The organism is Microbulbifer mixtoriginis (SeqCode) (assembly GCF_052466695.1).
Map to the genome: position 1 here is coordinate 4772830 of NZ_CP174285.1, position 15096 is coordinate 4787925.

General features: G+C 52.7%; 12 protein-coding genes. All 12 read left to right on the forward strand.

Annotated features, from left to right (window positions below):
* Position 1: 1 nt before the first annotated feature.
* Positions 2-277 (forward strand): cell division protein FtsL, encoded by a 276-nt coding sequence (gene ftsL / locus ACJJI0_RS20905; RefSeq protein WP_252082969.1) that lies wholly within the window; start codon positions 2-4, stop codon positions 275-277.
* A 166-nt stretch (positions 278-443) separates the two neighbouring features.
* Positions 444-2204, forward strand: a complete 1761-nt coding sequence (locus ACJJI0_RS20910; protein WP_444884051.1) for a peptidoglycan D,D-transpeptidase FtsI family protein — start codon at positions 444-446, stop codon at positions 2202-2204.
* Entirely contained in the window at positions 2201-3730 is a 1530-nt protein-coding gene (locus tag ACJJI0_RS20915; RefSeq protein ID WP_252082967.1) for a UDP-N-acetylmuramoyl-L-alanyl-D-glutamate--2,6-diaminopimelate ligase, read from the forward strand. Before ACJJI0_RS20910 ends, ACJJI0_RS20915 begins: the two co-directional genes overlap by 4 nt.
* A complete protein-coding gene (locus ACJJI0_RS20920) occupies positions 3727-5106 on the forward strand; it encodes a UDP-N-acetylmuramoyl-tripeptide--D-alanyl-D-alanine ligase (protein ID WP_444884052.1) in 1380 nt (459 codons plus the stop codon). The genes ACJJI0_RS20915 and ACJJI0_RS20920 overlap by 4 nt, the downstream gene beginning before the upstream one ends.
* Positions 5106-6191: a phospho-N-acetylmuramoyl-pentapeptide-transferase gene (gene mraY / locus ACJJI0_RS20925; RefSeq protein WP_252082965.1), complete on the forward strand. Its 1086-nt coding sequence runs from the start codon at positions 5106-5108 to the stop codon at positions 6189-6191. Before ACJJI0_RS20920 ends, mraY begins: the two co-directional genes overlap by 1 nt.
* Before the next feature lie 7 nt (positions 6192-6198).
* Entirely contained in the window at positions 6199-7581 is a 1383-nt protein-coding gene (murD, locus tag ACJJI0_RS20930; RefSeq protein WP_444884053.1) for a UDP-N-acetylmuramoyl-L-alanine--D-glutamate ligase, read from the forward strand.
* Positions 7578-8810 carry a putative lipid II flippase FtsW gene (gene ftsW, locus ACJJI0_RS20935; protein ID WP_444884054.1) on the forward strand — a complete coding sequence of 411 codons (1233 nt, stop codon included), beginning with the start codon at positions 7578-7580 and terminating at the stop codon, positions 8808-8810. Before murD ends, ftsW begins: the two co-directional genes overlap by 4 nt.
* Positions 8810-9907 (forward strand): undecaprenyldiphospho-muramoylpentapeptide beta-N-acetylglucosaminyltransferase, encoded by a 1098-nt coding sequence (gene murG, locus ACJJI0_RS20940; RefSeq protein ID WP_444884055.1) that lies wholly within the window; start codon positions 8810-8812, stop codon positions 9905-9907. The genes ftsW and murG overlap by 1 nt, the downstream gene beginning before the upstream one ends.
* 55 nt (positions 9908-9962) lie before the next feature.
* Positions 9963-11405: a UDP-N-acetylmuramate--L-alanine ligase gene (murC, locus tag ACJJI0_RS20945; protein ID WP_435583648.1), complete on the forward strand. Its 1443-nt coding sequence runs from the start codon at positions 9963-9965 to the stop codon at positions 11403-11405.
* Between the two features lie 6 nt (positions 11406-11411).
* Positions 11412-12218: a cell division protein FtsQ/DivIB gene (locus ACJJI0_RS20950; RefSeq protein ID WP_444884056.1), complete on the forward strand. Its 807-nt coding sequence runs from the start codon at positions 11412-11414 to the stop codon at positions 12216-12218.
* 112 nt (positions 12219-12330) lie between these two features.
* A complete protein-coding gene (ftsA, locus tag ACJJI0_RS20955) occupies positions 12331-13566 on the forward strand; it encodes a cell division protein FtsA (RefSeq protein WP_444884057.1) in 1236 nt (411 codons plus the stop codon).
* An 88-nt stretch (positions 13567-13654) separates the two neighbouring features.
* Complete coding sequence (gene ftsZ, locus ACJJI0_RS20960) at positions 13655-14914, forward strand: cell division protein FtsZ (protein ID WP_252082958.1); 1260 nt, start codon at positions 13655-13657, stop codon at positions 14912-14914.
* Positions 14915-15096: the final 182 nt, after the last annotated feature.

A 15096-nucleotide genomic window follows, 5' to 3' on the forward strand; every position in this document is an offset into this window, starting at 1 on the left:
TGTGCCAATACGGTCGTTTCTTGGCATTGCTGTGCTCTGGGTGGGTGCAATTGCCTCGGCCTTGGCAGTGGTGTATTCGACTCAGCGCAGCAGAGAATTGACCGCAGAGCTAGGCCGCGCACAAAAGACTCGCGATGAATTGCGTTATGAGCAGGAGCGCCTGCTGCTTGAGCGGGGGGCTTGGTCTGCCTATAGCCGTGTGGAGAAAGTGGCCCGGGAAGAATTAAAAATGCGCATGCCGAGCCCTTCAGAGCAGATCTTGGTGCCAGTGGAGTGATTGGCTTGGTCGGAGTGTAGGCGGCTCTTTTAGGCAGTGTACACCGGAAATTGACTTAATAAACATAAGAAAATTTGTTTATCGATGCGCTGTCGGGGTACCGGTTAAATCGCCCCGCTAAGAGGTTTGCCCTCAGGATGACAATATAACGCCAAATTGGAAAATTATGGGCGCAGTAAAGAAAAAGCAAGTTCAAGCGGGAATCGCTCGCTGGCGCTTTGTGCTGGTAGCGGTTCTGTTGTGCCTGCTCGCCCTGGCACTGGTGTCTCACTTGGCGCGGTTACAGGTGGTTCCTGCAGCGGAACGGGGATATCGCTTCCTGCAGGATCAGGGGCGCGCGCGCACCATCCGTACCGAGGAGATAGCCGCCTATCGGGGTTCCATTGTCGATCGCAACGGAGAGCTGTTAGCGGTTAGCACCCCGGTGCACAGCCTCTGGGCCAATCCCAAATTATTGCGCGAGAGCAGTCCCGAACAAGTAAAGCAACTGGCTAAGACGCTGAGGTTAAAGGCGGATAAGTTGACCGCGCGCCTGGAAAAATACCGCAATAAGGAATTTATGTATCTGCGTCGCCACCTGACCCCAGAGCAGGCGGAGCGGGTCTTGTCTCTCGATTTGCCCGGTGTCTACAGCAAAAAGGAATACCGCCGCTTCTATCCCGCCGGCGAGGTGGTTGCGCAGCTATTGGGCTTTACCAATATCGACGATCGCGGTCAGGAGGGCATTGAGCTTGCTTACGATAACTGGTTGTCCGGAGAGCCAGGTGCGCAGCAGGTGGTTAAGGACCTGAAAGGTCGCACGGTGCAAGAACTGGCTATTCAGAGAGAGGCTCAACCCGGTCAGGAGTTGCGCCTCTCGATTGATATGCGTCTGCAATACCTCGCCTATCGGGAATTAAAAAGTGCTGTGGCAGAAAATGGTGCCGCTTCCGGTTTTATGGTGATTTTGGATATCCACAGTGGCGATGTCCTCGCTATGGCTAACCAGCCCTCTTTTAACCCCAATAACCGCAAGGGAGTTAGGGCGGCGGCCATGCGCAATCGTGCCCTGATTGATCAGTTTGAGCCGGGCTCTACGGTAAAGCCTTTGACGGTATTGGCGGCGCTGGAGACAGGTCGCTATAAGCCCCATACCCAAATAGATACAAGCCCGGGTTATATCCGCGTGCCCGGTAAAACTTTGGTGGATCCGGTCAACTACGGCAAGTTGGATCTAACCAGCATTATCACCAAGTCGAGTCAGGTGGGTATTACAAAAATTGCCCTGGATTTGGAACCAAATACGCTTCGAGAACTCTTTTACCGCCTGGGTTTGGGGGAGGCGGTTGGCAGTGGTTTTCCTGGTGAGACGCCGGGAATCCTACCTAGCCGCAGCCGCTGGCACCCAATTGAGCGGGCTAATTTTGCCTTCGGCTACGGTTTAACCGTGAATGGGGTGCAATTGGCCCAGGCCTACAGCGTGTTGGCTAACGGTGGGCTTAAACGTCCGGTTTCCCTGATTCTATCTGACGATAAGCCCGATTCTGAGGCGCAGCGGGTAGTCGAAGGGCCGCTCGTTAAGGATGTGAGCGCCATGCTGGAGACCGTAATTGGCAGCCGCGGCACTGGCCGTCAAGCCGCTGTAGAGGGTTACCGAGTGGCGGGCAAGACTGGCACTGTTCACAAGGTTGGTAGTGGTGGTTATGCCGATAATCGCTACCGTTCAGTATTTGCGGGATTTATTCCCGCAGACAAGCCGCGCCTTGCCGCGGTTGTAGTAATAGACGATCCCAGCCAGGCGAAGTACTACGGCGGTGAAGTGGCAGCGCCGGTATTTGGCGCTGTGATGGCTGGGGCTATGCGCCTGCTGCAAGTACCGCCAGAGCTTAAAGAGCCGGCGGAACGGCAGCTGGCCGCGCAGTTAACCGGAAGGGGTTCAAAGTCGTGACTCAGCGCGAACAATCATTTATCTCCCTGCAGGAATTGGTGCCCGGATACGCGAGCATACCCGATGTACCTGTTAGTGGTGTAGCTCTGGATAGCCGCAAGGTGAAAGCTGGCGATGCTTTTATGGCGTTGCGCGGCTCTGTCGTGGATGGGCGGGAATATATTGATGCCGCAATAGAAGCTGGCGCTGCCGTAGTGTTGGCAGATGGGGACAAACTGGAATGTAAAACCCACAAGGATATCCTTGTGGTTACCGTACCCGGGCTTGCTAAGCGGGTGGGGGAAATAGCCGCGCGCTTCCACGATAATCCCAGCGGAAAAATGCATTTGGTGGGAGTGACCGGCACCAATGGTAAAACTACCTGCGCTTATCTCACCTCCCAGTTATTGGCTCGGCATTTTGGCAGCGCTGCCCTGATCGGTACCATTGGTAATGGCATATGGAATCACGGGGTGATTGAGCTGCATGAGACGGGGCTCACAACTCCTGACCCTGTGCGGCTACAGGAGGATTTTGCCGATTTTTGCCGACGCGGAGTAGGTGCTGCGGCGATGGAAGTTTCCTCCCATGCCCTGTCACAGGGCCGAGTACATGGTCTTATTTTTGATACCGCAATTTTTACCAATCTTTCCCGCGACCACCTGGATTATCACGGCAATATGGCAGCCTACGGGGCTGCCAAAGAGAAATTATTTGGCCTGCCAAAATTAAAGCGCGGCATTATAAATCTGGATGACCCTTTCGGCGCTCAACTGGCGGAGCGTTGCAGATTGCGCGGGTTGCGTGTAATGACCTATGGCCTGCAGGCGGGCGACCTGCATGTGACAGATTTACGCCGTCATGAAAAAGGCTTTTCTGTCCAGCTCAGCTCTCCCTGGGGGAGTGGTGAACTCAATGCATCGCTGATTGGCGATTTCAATATTTATAACGCACTTGCAGTTATCGCTGCTGCTGCTTCGGCGGGCATGCCGTTCGAGGAAATTCTCACGGTTTTTCCCTCTATTCAGGGGGTGCCCGGTCGTATGGAGCGGGTTCAAGTCGAAGGTGTCTATGAAGTGGGAGTGTTGGTCGATTACGCCCATACTCCAGATGCGTTGCGAGCGGCGTTGGCCGCTGCACGCCCTTATTGCCGTGGGAAATTGTGGTGTGTATTTGGCTGTGGTGGTGATCGTGATACTGGTAAGCGCGCTTCAATGGGGCGTATAGCTTCGGAAATGGCCGATCGGGCCATTGTTACCAGCGACAATCCCCGCAGTGAAGAGCCGCAAAAAATTATCGACGATATCCTCGAAGGTGCTGCCAGTAATATTGAAGTAGAAATTGATCGGGCCAAGGCTATTGGCCAGGCAGTGGCTGCGGCACAGCCGGGAGATATAGTGCTGATCGCTGGTAAGGGCCATGAGAATTACCAGATTATCGGCAGCGAAAAAATTCATTTTTGCGATCGCGAACAGGCAGCTTCTGCGTTGCTTCGGCGTATGGGTAAGCCCCTCAAGGTTGAAGGGATGAAGGGGGAAGCCCAGTGATTGGGTCGTTATCTCTTAAGCAACTGCAAGAGCGCTTCGGTGGTGAGTTGATCAATGGCTCGGTCGAATTTTCTGAGGTGTGCACAGATACTCGTAAATTAAACCCCCAAGCACTGTTTGTTGCATTGGTTGGTGACAATTTCGATGCTCATGATTTTGTCGGAGAGCTTGATGGTCAGGCACTTGGCTTAGTTGTTGATCGGGAGGTTCGGGGTTGCAGCCTGCCTCAGTGGCGGGTGAAAGATACTACCGTAGCACTCGGACAAATTGGTCTGCTGTGTCGTGAGAAATTCTCTGGTCCAGTAATTGCGATTACTGGTTCCTGTGGCAAGACCACGGTTAAGGAAATGCTATCGGCGATTTTCTCCCAACGCCACACACCTTGTGTGACTGCAGGCAACCTAAACAACCAGTACGGTTTGCCGATAACCCTTTTCGGTCTCAGCGAAGAGCACGATGTACTGATTTTGGAGATGGGGGCGAATGGCCCTGACGATATTGCTTATCTGTGTAGTATCGGCAAGCCACAAGTGAGTGCCGTCAATAATGTTATGCCCGCTCATGTTGAAGGGTTTGGTTCTATTGACGCCATCGCCAAAGCCAAAGGTCAAATTTATACAGGGTTGGATGTCGGTGGAACCGCAATTATCAATGCCGATGATAATTACGCAGACTATTGGCGCGGGCGAATGCCCGAAGGTGTGCGCACTTTAGAGGTGGGGCTTGCCAGCCAATGTGAAATCTTTGCGGAAAATATTGTCCTGAATAATAGTGGCTGTGCCGGATTTGACCTAGTGATTGAAGGGCTTAGCTACCCGTTGCAGCTTCAGCTACTTGGAGAGCACAACGTGCATAACGCTCTAGTAGCGGCAGCCTGTGCTTTTGCCGCGGGGATATCGGCAAAAGAAATTGTTCAGGGGCTATCAAGCCTGAGAGGTGTCAGCGGTCGCTTGCAGGAGCAGCGCGGTATTTGTGGAGCCACAGTTATCGACGATAGCTATAACGCGAATCCGGGTTCTGTGGGTGCGGCTATTGAGCTTTTGGCACAACGACCAGGGAAACGAATCCTGGTGCTTGGGGACATGGCGGAGTTGGGGCCAGATGCTGAGGGCATGCATCGCGACGTGGGTGATCTGGCGCGAGAGCGAGGGCTTGATGCGCTGTTTACTCTGGGACCATTAGGCACTGCTGCCAGCTTGGCATTTAGCCATGGGGGCAATGAGCCCCTGCAGAATTATCGGGAGCGGGAGCCGTTGATCGCGGCTCTGACCCATGAATTAGATAACAACACCACTGTTTTGGTGAAGGGTTCTCGTAGTGCCCGTATGGAACTGGTCGCTCAGGCCCTGCTTGGCAACAGCAGAGGGGAGTCGTAATGCTGCTTTGGCTGGCGGAATTATTACAACAACATGTGAGCACCTTTTCGGTGTTCAATTATTTAACTGTCCGCGCAATTCTTGCGGCCCTTACCGCACTGGGGATTTCCCTGATTGTTGGACCACGCATGATCAACTGGCTGAACCATTTGCAAGTGGGGCAGGCGATTCGCGACGATGGCCCTGAAACACATTTGAGTAAATCCGGTACGCCCACTATGGGCGGCACCCTGATTCTCGCCTCGATCTTTGCTTCGGCGCTGCTATGGTCGGATCTTGGTAATCGCTATGTGTGGGTCACATTACTGGTGACCTTTGTCTTCGGCGCGGTAGGTTTTGTCGATGACTATAAAAAAGTTGTACACAAGAACCCCCGTGGCCTCATCGCGCGCTGGAAATATTTTTGGCAGTCCATTGCCGGTTTAGGGGCGGCCATATATTTATTTATGAGTGCGACCAGCCCGGCGGAAACCCAGTTCTTTGTGCCTTTCTTTAAAGACGTCGCTATTAATCTTGGGCCCGTCACCTTTATTTTGCTGACCTATTTTGTAGTGGTGGGTTCCAGTAATGCGGTTAATCTGACCGATGGTCTTGATGGCCTGGCAATTATGCCTACGGTGATGGTAGGCGGGGCACTGGGAATTATTGCTTATTTATCTGGACATGCGGAGTTTGCCGATTATCTACATATTCCTGCGATTGCTGGTGCGGGGGAACTCGCCGTATTTTGTGCCGCTCTGTGCGGTGCGGGCTTAGGGTTCCTATGGTTTAACACCTATCCGGCGCAGGTGTTTATGGGGGATGTAGGTGCCCTGGCCTTGGGTGCGGCACTGGGCATCATTGCGGTGATCACTCGCCACGAGATTGTGCTGTTTATTATGGGAGGCGTGTTTGTGATGGAAACTGTTTCAGTCATCCTGCAGGTTGCGTCCTTCAAGTTGACGGGTAAGCGTATTTTCCGCATGGCCCCGTTGCACCACCATTTTGAATTGAAAGGTTGGCCCGAACCGAGGGTAATCGTGCGCTTCTGGATTATCACGGTAATTCTGGTTCTGGCTGGACTGGCAACACTGAAACTCCGATAAAAATACAATGAGCCTGATCGCGACTTCCTCGCAGCATAAAGTGGTAATTGGACTGGGCGCTACCGGGCAATCGGTGGTGCGCTACCTGCTGCGTCATGGTCATACCCCGGTGGTGGTGGATAGCCGTGATAACCCTCCAGGGCTTGCGGCTTTTCAGGGGGAGTTTCCTCGGGTCGTGGTGGAAACCGGCCCGCTACGTCCAGACACTTTACTTGCGGCCAGTTTAATTATTGTCAGCCCAGGTGTGCCCTTGGCGGAGCCGGTTTTGCAAAAGGCCGTTACCGAGGGTATTCCGGTTGTTGGTGATATTGAATTATTTGCCCAGGCTTTAGTGCGAAAGCAGTCTAAAGCGAAATTGGCCGCGATTACTGGTTCTAACGGCAAAAGCACGGTCACGACACTACTTGGCAGAATGGCTGAAGCCGCCAACATTTCTGTGCGGGTGGGTGGCAATATTGGCGTACCGGTGCTCGATTTATTGGATGACCCCTTACCGGAGTTGTTTGTACTGGAGCTTTCCAGTTTCCAATTGGAGACAACTTATTCCCTCACTCCAACAGTAGCGACTGTTTTGAATATGAGTGCGGACCATATGGACCGCTATCCCAGTATGTTGGAGTATCACCGGGCGAAACAACGGATTTATCGCGGTGCAGAAGTATTTGTGGTTAATCGCGAAGATCCCCTGAGCCAGGGACCTCTGTCGCGAGAGCGGCGTGAGTGGACTTTCGGCCTTGATCGACCGGACTTAAAACAGTTTGGTGTGTGCTTATCTGGGGAGCGTGAGTGGTTGGCTCAAGGAAGTGAGCAGTTATTGCCGGTCGATGAGCTGGCGATGGTGGGCAAGCATAATATTGCCAACGCTCTGGCTGCATTGGCCATGGGTAGTGTAGTGGGACTGCCCATGGCGGCAATGCTGTCGGTGCTGCGTAGTTTTCCTGGCTTGGCACATCGCTGTGAGCGCGTGGCGGATTTACATGGCGTAACTTATGTCAACGACTCTAAGGGCACTAATGTAGGTGCAACACAGGCCGCGTTGGATGGATTGGCGACCTCAACCCGTAAAATAGTTTTAATCGCAGGTGGAGATGGTAAAGGTGCAGACTTTTCCGCATTGAAGAAAAGCGCAGGCTCCTTGCGTGCAGTGGTTTCAATCGGTGTTGATGGCGACAAAATTGCCAGCGTGTTTGCCGGTCAGTGCAGGACACTCAGCGCTGATTCTATGGCGGATGCTGTGAGTAAGGCCCGAACTTTGGCTCATAGCGGAGACTACGTGTTGCTCTCCCCGGCGTGTGCCAGCTTTGATATGTATCGCAATTTTGAAGCGCGTGGTGAAGACTTTTGCAATATTGTAGCGACGCTGTGTGAGTGCTCACGGGAGGGGCAATGAGTGAATTGCCCTCCCTAAATACCAGGCGTGATTTTCTCGATGCTCTTTTACCTTTTAGCGTTTTGGCGTTGGTGAGCATCGGCGTTGTGATGGTGGCTTCAGCGTCGATCGCTTTTGCTACAGATATTTATGCAGACCCTTGGTATTTCCTGAAGCGTCACTTGGTATTCTTGTTAATTGGGGCAATTGCGGCGTTATTGGTAAGCCAGATCCCATTGGCTATTTGGTCGCGCCTATCTTGGCCACTGCTACTGTTTTCCTGTCTGCTTTTAATCGTGGTATTGGTGCCAGGTATTGGTCGAGAGGTGAATGGTAGTCGACGCTGGTTGGTGTTTGCGGGAATTACTATCCAACCTGCAGAAGTGGCGAAGTTTTGCATGCTGGTATTTTTTGCCAGTTTTCTAACCCGGCGCAGCAAGCAATTACACCACTGGAGCAGCTTTATGGTACCGGTGGTTATTCTCACGATGGTTGCTTTTTTACTGTTATTGCAACCGGACTTCGGCTCTGTGGTAGTACTTTCCGGCACAGTGCTGGCGATGGTGTTTTTGGGTGGTGCACGCTTACCCCACACGTTTTTACTCGTGGCGGCAGCGGCTTGCGGTTTGGCCTTGATGGCGCTGATGAGCCCCTATCGTTTGCAGCGCCTGCTAACGTTTCTAGACCCCTGGGGAGACCAGTTTGCCAGTGGCTATCAGTTGACCCAATCGCTCATCGCTTTTGGTCGTGGTGAATGGTTTGGTGTGGGTCTGGGTAATAGCGTGCAAAAACTGTTTTATCTGCCCGAGGCCCATACCGACTTTATTTTTGCCATCCTCGCCGAGGAGTGGGGCATGTTTGGCGGCTTGGTTGTTGTTGGGCTTTTTGCGCTCCTGACCTGTTCGCTATTGCGTTTGGTCCGTGAAGCCCTGGCGCAACAAAAATTTTTTGCGGCTTTATTGGCATTTGGCATGGCAATACAGATTGCTGGCCAGGCTTTTGTGAATATGGGAGTGGCTTCAGGGTTATTACCGACTAAGGGGCTGACCCTGCCGTTTGTCAGTTCCGGTGGTAGTAGTTTGATTATTTGCTGTGCCCTATTGGGGTTGGCTTTGAGGATTCGCACTGAATTGCGAGGGCAATTTGGGCAAGCCGGAGATAGTGAGGAAAGTCCTGGTTTGTTTGGGAAGTTGCCAATTTTTGCCCGGCGCCGCACCAGTGCTGGTGTTGGTAGTGGGGAGGTAGTCTGATGTCCCATGAAGAAAAAATTTTCGCCAATAAGAAGTTTTTACTGATGGCCGGAGGTACCGGTGGCCATGTATTTCCAGCACTGGCAGTGGCAAAAGCCTTGCAGGAGCGCGGTGCCAGTGTTGAATGGCTGGGTACACAGCGCGGTATCGAAGCGCGTTTAATTCCCGAGGCGAATATTCCACTGCACTGTATTCGTGTGGAGGGTGTGCGTGGCAAAGGTAAATTGGCCTTGTTCAAGGCACCTCTGCAGATTTTTCGCGCGGTGGTCCAGGCCCGTGCCGTGGTAAGGGCGGTAGCACCAGATGCGGTGCTCGGGTTCGGTGGCTTTGCCACCGGTCCCGGTGGTGTAGCAGCACGACTCAGTGGAATTCCGCTGATTATTCACGAGCAAAATGCGGTTGCCGGCACCACTAACCGCCTGCTTGCTCGAATCGCGAGTAGGGTATTGGAGGCTTTCCCCAGTGGTTTGCCTGGTGCTAAGCAGGTCGGCAATCCTGTGCGTACTGAGATTGCGAGTTTGCCTGAGCCGCAACAGCGTATCGGAAATGAGGCACCACTGCGCCTGTTGGTGCTCGGTGGCAGTCTCGGCGCTGTGGCAATTAATGAGCTGGTGCCAAAAGCTGTGGCTCTTCTGCCGTTATCCCTACGGCCGAAAGTGGTTCATCAGGCGGGTGAACGTCATGCAGCGTTGGCCCAAGAAGCTTATAAGGCTGCGGGAGTAGAGGCAGAGGTTGTACCTTTTATTGCGAATATGGCCGATGCCTATAGCGTTGCAGATTTGATCATTTGTCGCTCCGGGGCGCTGACTGTGTCGGAAATCGCTGCCGCTGGTGTGGGCGCAATTATGGTGCCTTTTCCCTTTGCGATTGATGATCATCAGACACGCAATGGCGAGTGGTTACAAAATGCCGGTGGTGCTGTGGTAATTCAGCAGAGCGCCATGGATGCACAGAGTCTGTCAGAATTATTGCAGAAGCTTCTCTCGGACCCTCAAGCGTTGCTTGAGATGGCGAAAGCTGCGCGCAGTGTGGCAAAAATTGATGCAACCGAGCAGGTAGTAGGTGCCTGCGCTGAACAGCTGGCTCTTGTCAGATAGCAAATAAAAAATGAGTGGATCAAGGTTGGAAAGTATGGCTTCTGAGCGTGCCAATATGGAAAAAAGTTATGCTGTACCGACGATGCGCCGCATTCGTCGCATCCACTTTATCGGTGTGGGTGGTGCAGGCATGAGCGGCATTGCTGAAGTGCTACAGAATCAGGGTTACGAGGTTTCTGGTTCCGATTTGCGCGAATCAGCTGTAACAGACCGCCTGCAAAAGCTCGGTGTTAGGGTTGAAATTGGACACAGTTCGGAAAATATCCGCGGTGTCGATGTGGTTGTTAACTCTTCGGCCGTGCATGACGACAATCCAGAGTTGGTCGCTGCCCACGAAAACCGAATTCCGGTGGTGCGCCGTGCGGAAATGCTCGGGGAACTGATGCGTTATCGCTACGGTATTGCCGTAGCGGGTACACACGGAAAGACTACAACTACCAGCCTGATAGCCTCGATTTTTGCTGCGGATAAAAAAGATCCGACGTTTGTGATTGGTGGTTTGGTCAATTCGGCAGGTGCCAATGCGGCATTGGGCGAAAGTCGTTATCTAATCGCCGAGGCAGATGAAAGTGATGCATCTTTTATTCACCTGCAACCAATGGTGACGGTGATCACGAATATTGATGCGGACCATATGGAAACCTATGGTGGGGACTTTGAAAAGGTCAAACAGATCTTTATTGATTTTGTTCATAACCTGCCTTTTTATGGCCTTGCTGTGGTCTGTGGTGATGATGCCAATGTGCAGGAAGTAATACCCAAGTTTTCCCGGCCGGTGCTGACTTATGGGTTTGCTGAGGGCAATGATTTCCGCATTGTCGAGGTTAAACAGGAGCCGTTGCGAAGCCATTTTAAAGTGCAGCGCCCGGCGGGTGATCTGCTTGAGGTCTCGGTAAATACTCCTGGCATCCACAATGTATTGAATGCTACTGCTGCAATTGCTGTCGCTACCGATGAGGGTATCGGTGATGAAGCTATTCAAAAGGGATTACAAGGTTTTCAAGGTGTCGGTCGTCGCTTCCAAATTTATGGAGATTTCTCTATTAGTGACGACAGTAACGCAGAAAAAGTGATGCTTGTGGACGATTATGGCCACCACCCAAGGGAAGTGGCAGCAACCATCAGGACTGTACGTGACGGCTGGTCCGATCGGCGCTTAGTGATGGTTTACCAACCGCATCGCTATACCCGAACCCGAGATCTGTTTGAGGATTTTGTTCAGGTGCTGTCCGAGGTGGACAAATTAATTTTGCTGGATGTTTACAGTGCTGGGGAGGCACCGATAGCCGGCGCGGATGGGCGGACTTTGGCTCGTAGCCTGCGCAATCGAGGCCAGGTCGATCCCATTTTTGTCGAAACCGTTGATCAGGTTCCCCCGATCCTGGCTGATCTACTGGAACCCGGCGATGTGGTTCTGACTCAGGGCGCGGGTAATGTTGGGGCTCTTTCACAGAGGTTGGCGGAATGGCGCCTGGGTGAGAAAGATCTCGAGGCTTGAGTGGTAGTGAGGTCTGCACAAAAAAAAAATACAGGGACTCCCCGGGCCTCGGTTCGTGGTGCCAGCCCTCTCATAGAGAGAGAGAAGCGGGGATTCCACTGGCGCCCCTGGTTATTTACCAGTGTCTTTATGTTCTTGCTTGGTGGGTTGCTTAGTGGGGGCTACTGGTTGTGGCAGCACCTACCGGCGATTCAGCTCAGTCGAGTTGATGCACTGGAGCAGGTTGAGGTTCGCGGAACCTTTAATGCTGTAACTGAAGAGCAGATTAAAGAAACTTTACTGCCGTATTTGCAAGCGGGTTTTTTTTCTGTTGATATCCGCGCGATGCGCGCAGCATTGCTGGAGAAACCGTGGATTACCAAGGTTTCCATAAGTCGCCGCTGGCCCAAAGGCGTTGTTGTTGAAGTCAGCGAGGCGCAGCCACTTGCCATCTGGGGCCGTGATCGTTTGTTGGTTGCCAGTGGTGCACTGCTGCCACGGCCGAAACAAATGCAGGTGGGTACACTACCCGAGCTCGCCGGGGATGAAGAGTTGGTTGGGCAAATTATGTCCCAATACCAAGCGCTTGCGGGGCTTTTGACTACGCGGGATATGGAAGTAAAGCGCTTGTCATTTGATGACCTTAGTGGCTGGCATCTGGAGTTGATGTCGGGAATTGAATTAAAACTCGGTCATGAGGCACTGCTGGAGCGTGTTAACCGCTTTCTCACTTTGAGTCGCGGGTTACTTGCTCCTTATTTACAAAAAGTAGCCGAGGTAGATACTCGTTACGGTAACGCGGTAGCGGTTCAGTGGAAGAACGAGCAAGAGTAAACAGGGACGCGGCAGTAGCCGCTGTGGAAAGATAAAGTTTAAAAGCGAAGGCGCTGATCCGGTTGATAATGAAAGGAAAGCCGGGGTATGGCCTAGCGAGGTTGGCACAAAAATGACACAAGTATCCGATCAGCGCATGATTGTTGGGCTGGATATCGGCACCTCCAAGGTGGTTGCCATCGTTGGTGAGGTATCTGCTAACGGGGACCTCAATATTGTTGGTATTGGCTCCCATCGCTCCACCGGGATGAAAAAAGGTGTGGTGGTAAACATTGAATCCACCGTGCAATCTATTCAGCGTGCGGTGGAGGAAGCAGAACTAATGGCGGGGTGTGAAATTCACTCTGTGTATGCCGGTATCGCGGGCAGCCATATTCGCAGTCTCAATTCTCACGGCATTGTGGCTATTAAAGATCGTGAAGTAACCCAACAGGATTTGGATCGGGTAATTGATGCAGCTCGTGCAGTTGCTATACCCGCGGATCAGAAAATTTTACATACGCTGCCGCAAGAATACCTGATCGACAACCAGGAGGGGGTAAAAGAGCCTCTGGGGATGTCTGGTGTGCGCCTCGAAGCAAAGGTGCATTTAGTCAGTGGTGCCGTCAATGCGGCACAAAATATTGAGAAGTGTATCCGCCGCTGTGGTCTTGAAGTGGAGGATGTCATTCTCGAACAGCTGGCTTCCAGTTACGCGGTACTGACTGAAGATGAGAAAGAGCTCGGAGTATGTATGGTGGATATCGGTGGGGGCACCACCGATATTGCTGTATTTACCGGTGGCTCAATTCGCCATACTGGAGTGATTCCCATCGCTGGGGATCAGGTGACTAACGATATTGCGATGGCATTGCGTACCCCGACACCGCACGCCGAAGATTTAAAAATAAAATATGCCTGTGCTCTGGCAAAACTTGCGCGGGAAGGTGAAACCATAAAAGTACCGAGTGTCGGAGATCGGGAACCCCGGGATTTGTCCCGTCAGGCCCTGGCTGAAGTAGTAGAGCCGCGCTATGACGAACTGTTTACTCTGGTGCAGGCGGAATTGCGCCGCAGTGGATTTGAAGATCTGTGCGCAGCAGGAGTGGTTTTAACAGGAGGCTCTTCAAAAATGGAGGGTGCTGTAGAGCTGGCTGAGGAAATTTTCCATATGCCGGTACGTCTCGCAGTGCCTCAAGGAATTTCTGGATTGAGCGATATTGTGAGCAATCCAATTTACTCCACCGGAGTTGGATTATTGATGTACGCAATGCAGCAGGAAGAGGCTGCAGAGGGAAGAACTCAGCCCGTGCGTAACGATAATCAGTGGTGGGACAAAGTAAAGCACTGGTTTCGTGGAAATTTGTAATAGCATGCAACCAGAATTAGCCGTCCCATAAGGGATTTTTTTTAGGCGTGGCTGTAAAATTCGACATGAGCAAGAAAGGGGAACAGCGATGTTCGAGCTAGTTGATAGCGTACAGGATAAACCTGTCATCAAGGTAATAGGAGTCGGCGGCGGCGGTGGCAATGCTGTTAAGCATATGATTGCCAGCGACGTGGAGGGCGTAGACTTTATCTGCGCGAACACTGACGCTCAGGCGCTGAAAGATATTGAAGCGCAAACTATCCTACAGCTTGGTAATACGATTACCCGTGGACTAGGTGCTGGGGCCAATCCCGATATCGGTCGTCAGTCCGCTCTGGAAGACCGCGATCGCATCGCTGAAGTCTTGGGCGGTGCTGATATGGTGTTTATTACCGCTGGCATGGGGGGCGGCACTGGTACCGGTGGAGCGCCGATTGTAGCCGAGATTGCCAAAGAGCTCGGCATTCTCACCGTGGCTGTTGTTACTCGCCCGTTCAAAATTGAAGGCCGCAAGCGCACTGTCGTAGCCGAAGAGGGTATTCTCGAACTGCGCGACAAAGTGGACTCCCTGATTACTATCCCTAACGATCGCCTGCTGGAAGTATTGGGTAGCAAAATCACCATGAAGTCTGCCTATAAAGAGGCTGACAACGTGTTACTCGGAGCGGTTCAGGGTATTGCCGATCTGATGATCCGCCCCGGCATTATGAATGTGGACTTCGCCGATGTACGCACGGTGATGTCTGAAATGGGTATGGCGATGATGGGCTCCGGCTCTGCCATTGGCGAGAATCGCGCTCGTGAAGCGGCGGAGAAGGCTGTACGCAGTCCTCTGTTGGATAACGTTAACCTTGCTGGTGCACGCGGTATTTTGGTCAACATCATTACCGGCAGTGAAGAAGCTGGCTGTCAGGAGTTGACCCTGGGTGAATACTCTGAAGTGGGTGAGATCGTGCAGGAGATCGCCTCTGATGAGGCCACAGTGGTTATTGGTACGGCAGTGGATGATAAGCTGGGTGATGAAATGCGGGTGACTGTAGTAGCCGCTGGCCTGGGTGAGGGAACTCCTGCGGCTCGCCCGGCTAAAGTGGTAGATAACACACGTCGTCCAGAAGTGCGTGAATCCCGCGATGTTCGCGAGACTCGAGACATGCGTGAGAGCCGGGATATGCGCGATATGCGTGAAAGCCACGGTGCCGCAGGGCTAGTCTCTCGTGAGAGCGCGGCCGACACCCGTCCTAGGGTGGATGTAGAGCGTCCCAAGCGCCCCGCTCCGTCGCTCAGTTCTGCTGATGCCGATATGGAATATTTGGATATTCCGGCCTTCCTGCGCCGTCAGGCAGACTGAGAGTAGCCGCCGCAGAGGCAGTACACTGCTCATGTCCACCCAGCTTATTGTTGGGTGTCGCCTCTGCGGGGCGGCTTATCGCAGAATTTTGTATTTGATATCACTTTTGGTATTGCTAAATCAGAAGTTTGCTCAGTTCCATAAGACCTGCTATCAGAGTTACTCTCTGCTATGAGGGGCAA

What these genes read in the sequence shown, in the direction of transcription:
- ACJJI0_RS20910 (WP_444884051.1), top strand. Translation starts at nt 444, where the DNA reads ATGGGCGCAGTAAAGAAAAAGCAAGTTCAAGCGGGAATCGCTCGCTGG.
- mraY (WP_252082965.1), top strand. Translation starts at nt 5,106, where the DNA reads ATGCTGCTTTGGCTGGCGGAATTATTACAACAACATGTGAGCACCTTT.
- murD (WP_444884053.1), top strand. Translation starts at nt 6,199, where the DNA reads ATGAGCCTGATCGCGACTTCCTCGCAGCATAAAGTGGTAATTGGACTG.
- ftsW (WP_444884054.1), top strand. Translation starts at nt 7,578, where the DNA reads ATGAGTGAATTGCCCTCCCTAAATACCAGGCGTGATTTTCTCGATGCT.
- murG (WP_444884055.1), top strand. Translation starts at nt 8,810, where the DNA reads ATGTCCCATGAAGAAAAAATTTTCGCCAATAAGAAGTTTTTACTGATG.
- murC (WP_435583648.1), top strand. Translation starts at nt 9,963, where the DNA reads ATGGAAAAAAGTTATGCTGTACCGACGATGCGCCGCATTCGTCGCATC.
- ftsA (WP_444884057.1), top strand. Translation starts at nt 12,331, where the DNA reads ATGACACAAGTATCCGATCAGCGCATGATTGTTGGGCTGGATATCGGC.
- ftsZ (WP_252082958.1), top strand. Translation starts at nt 13,655, where the DNA reads ATGTTCGAGCTAGTTGATAGCGTACAGGATAAACCTGTCATCAAGGTA.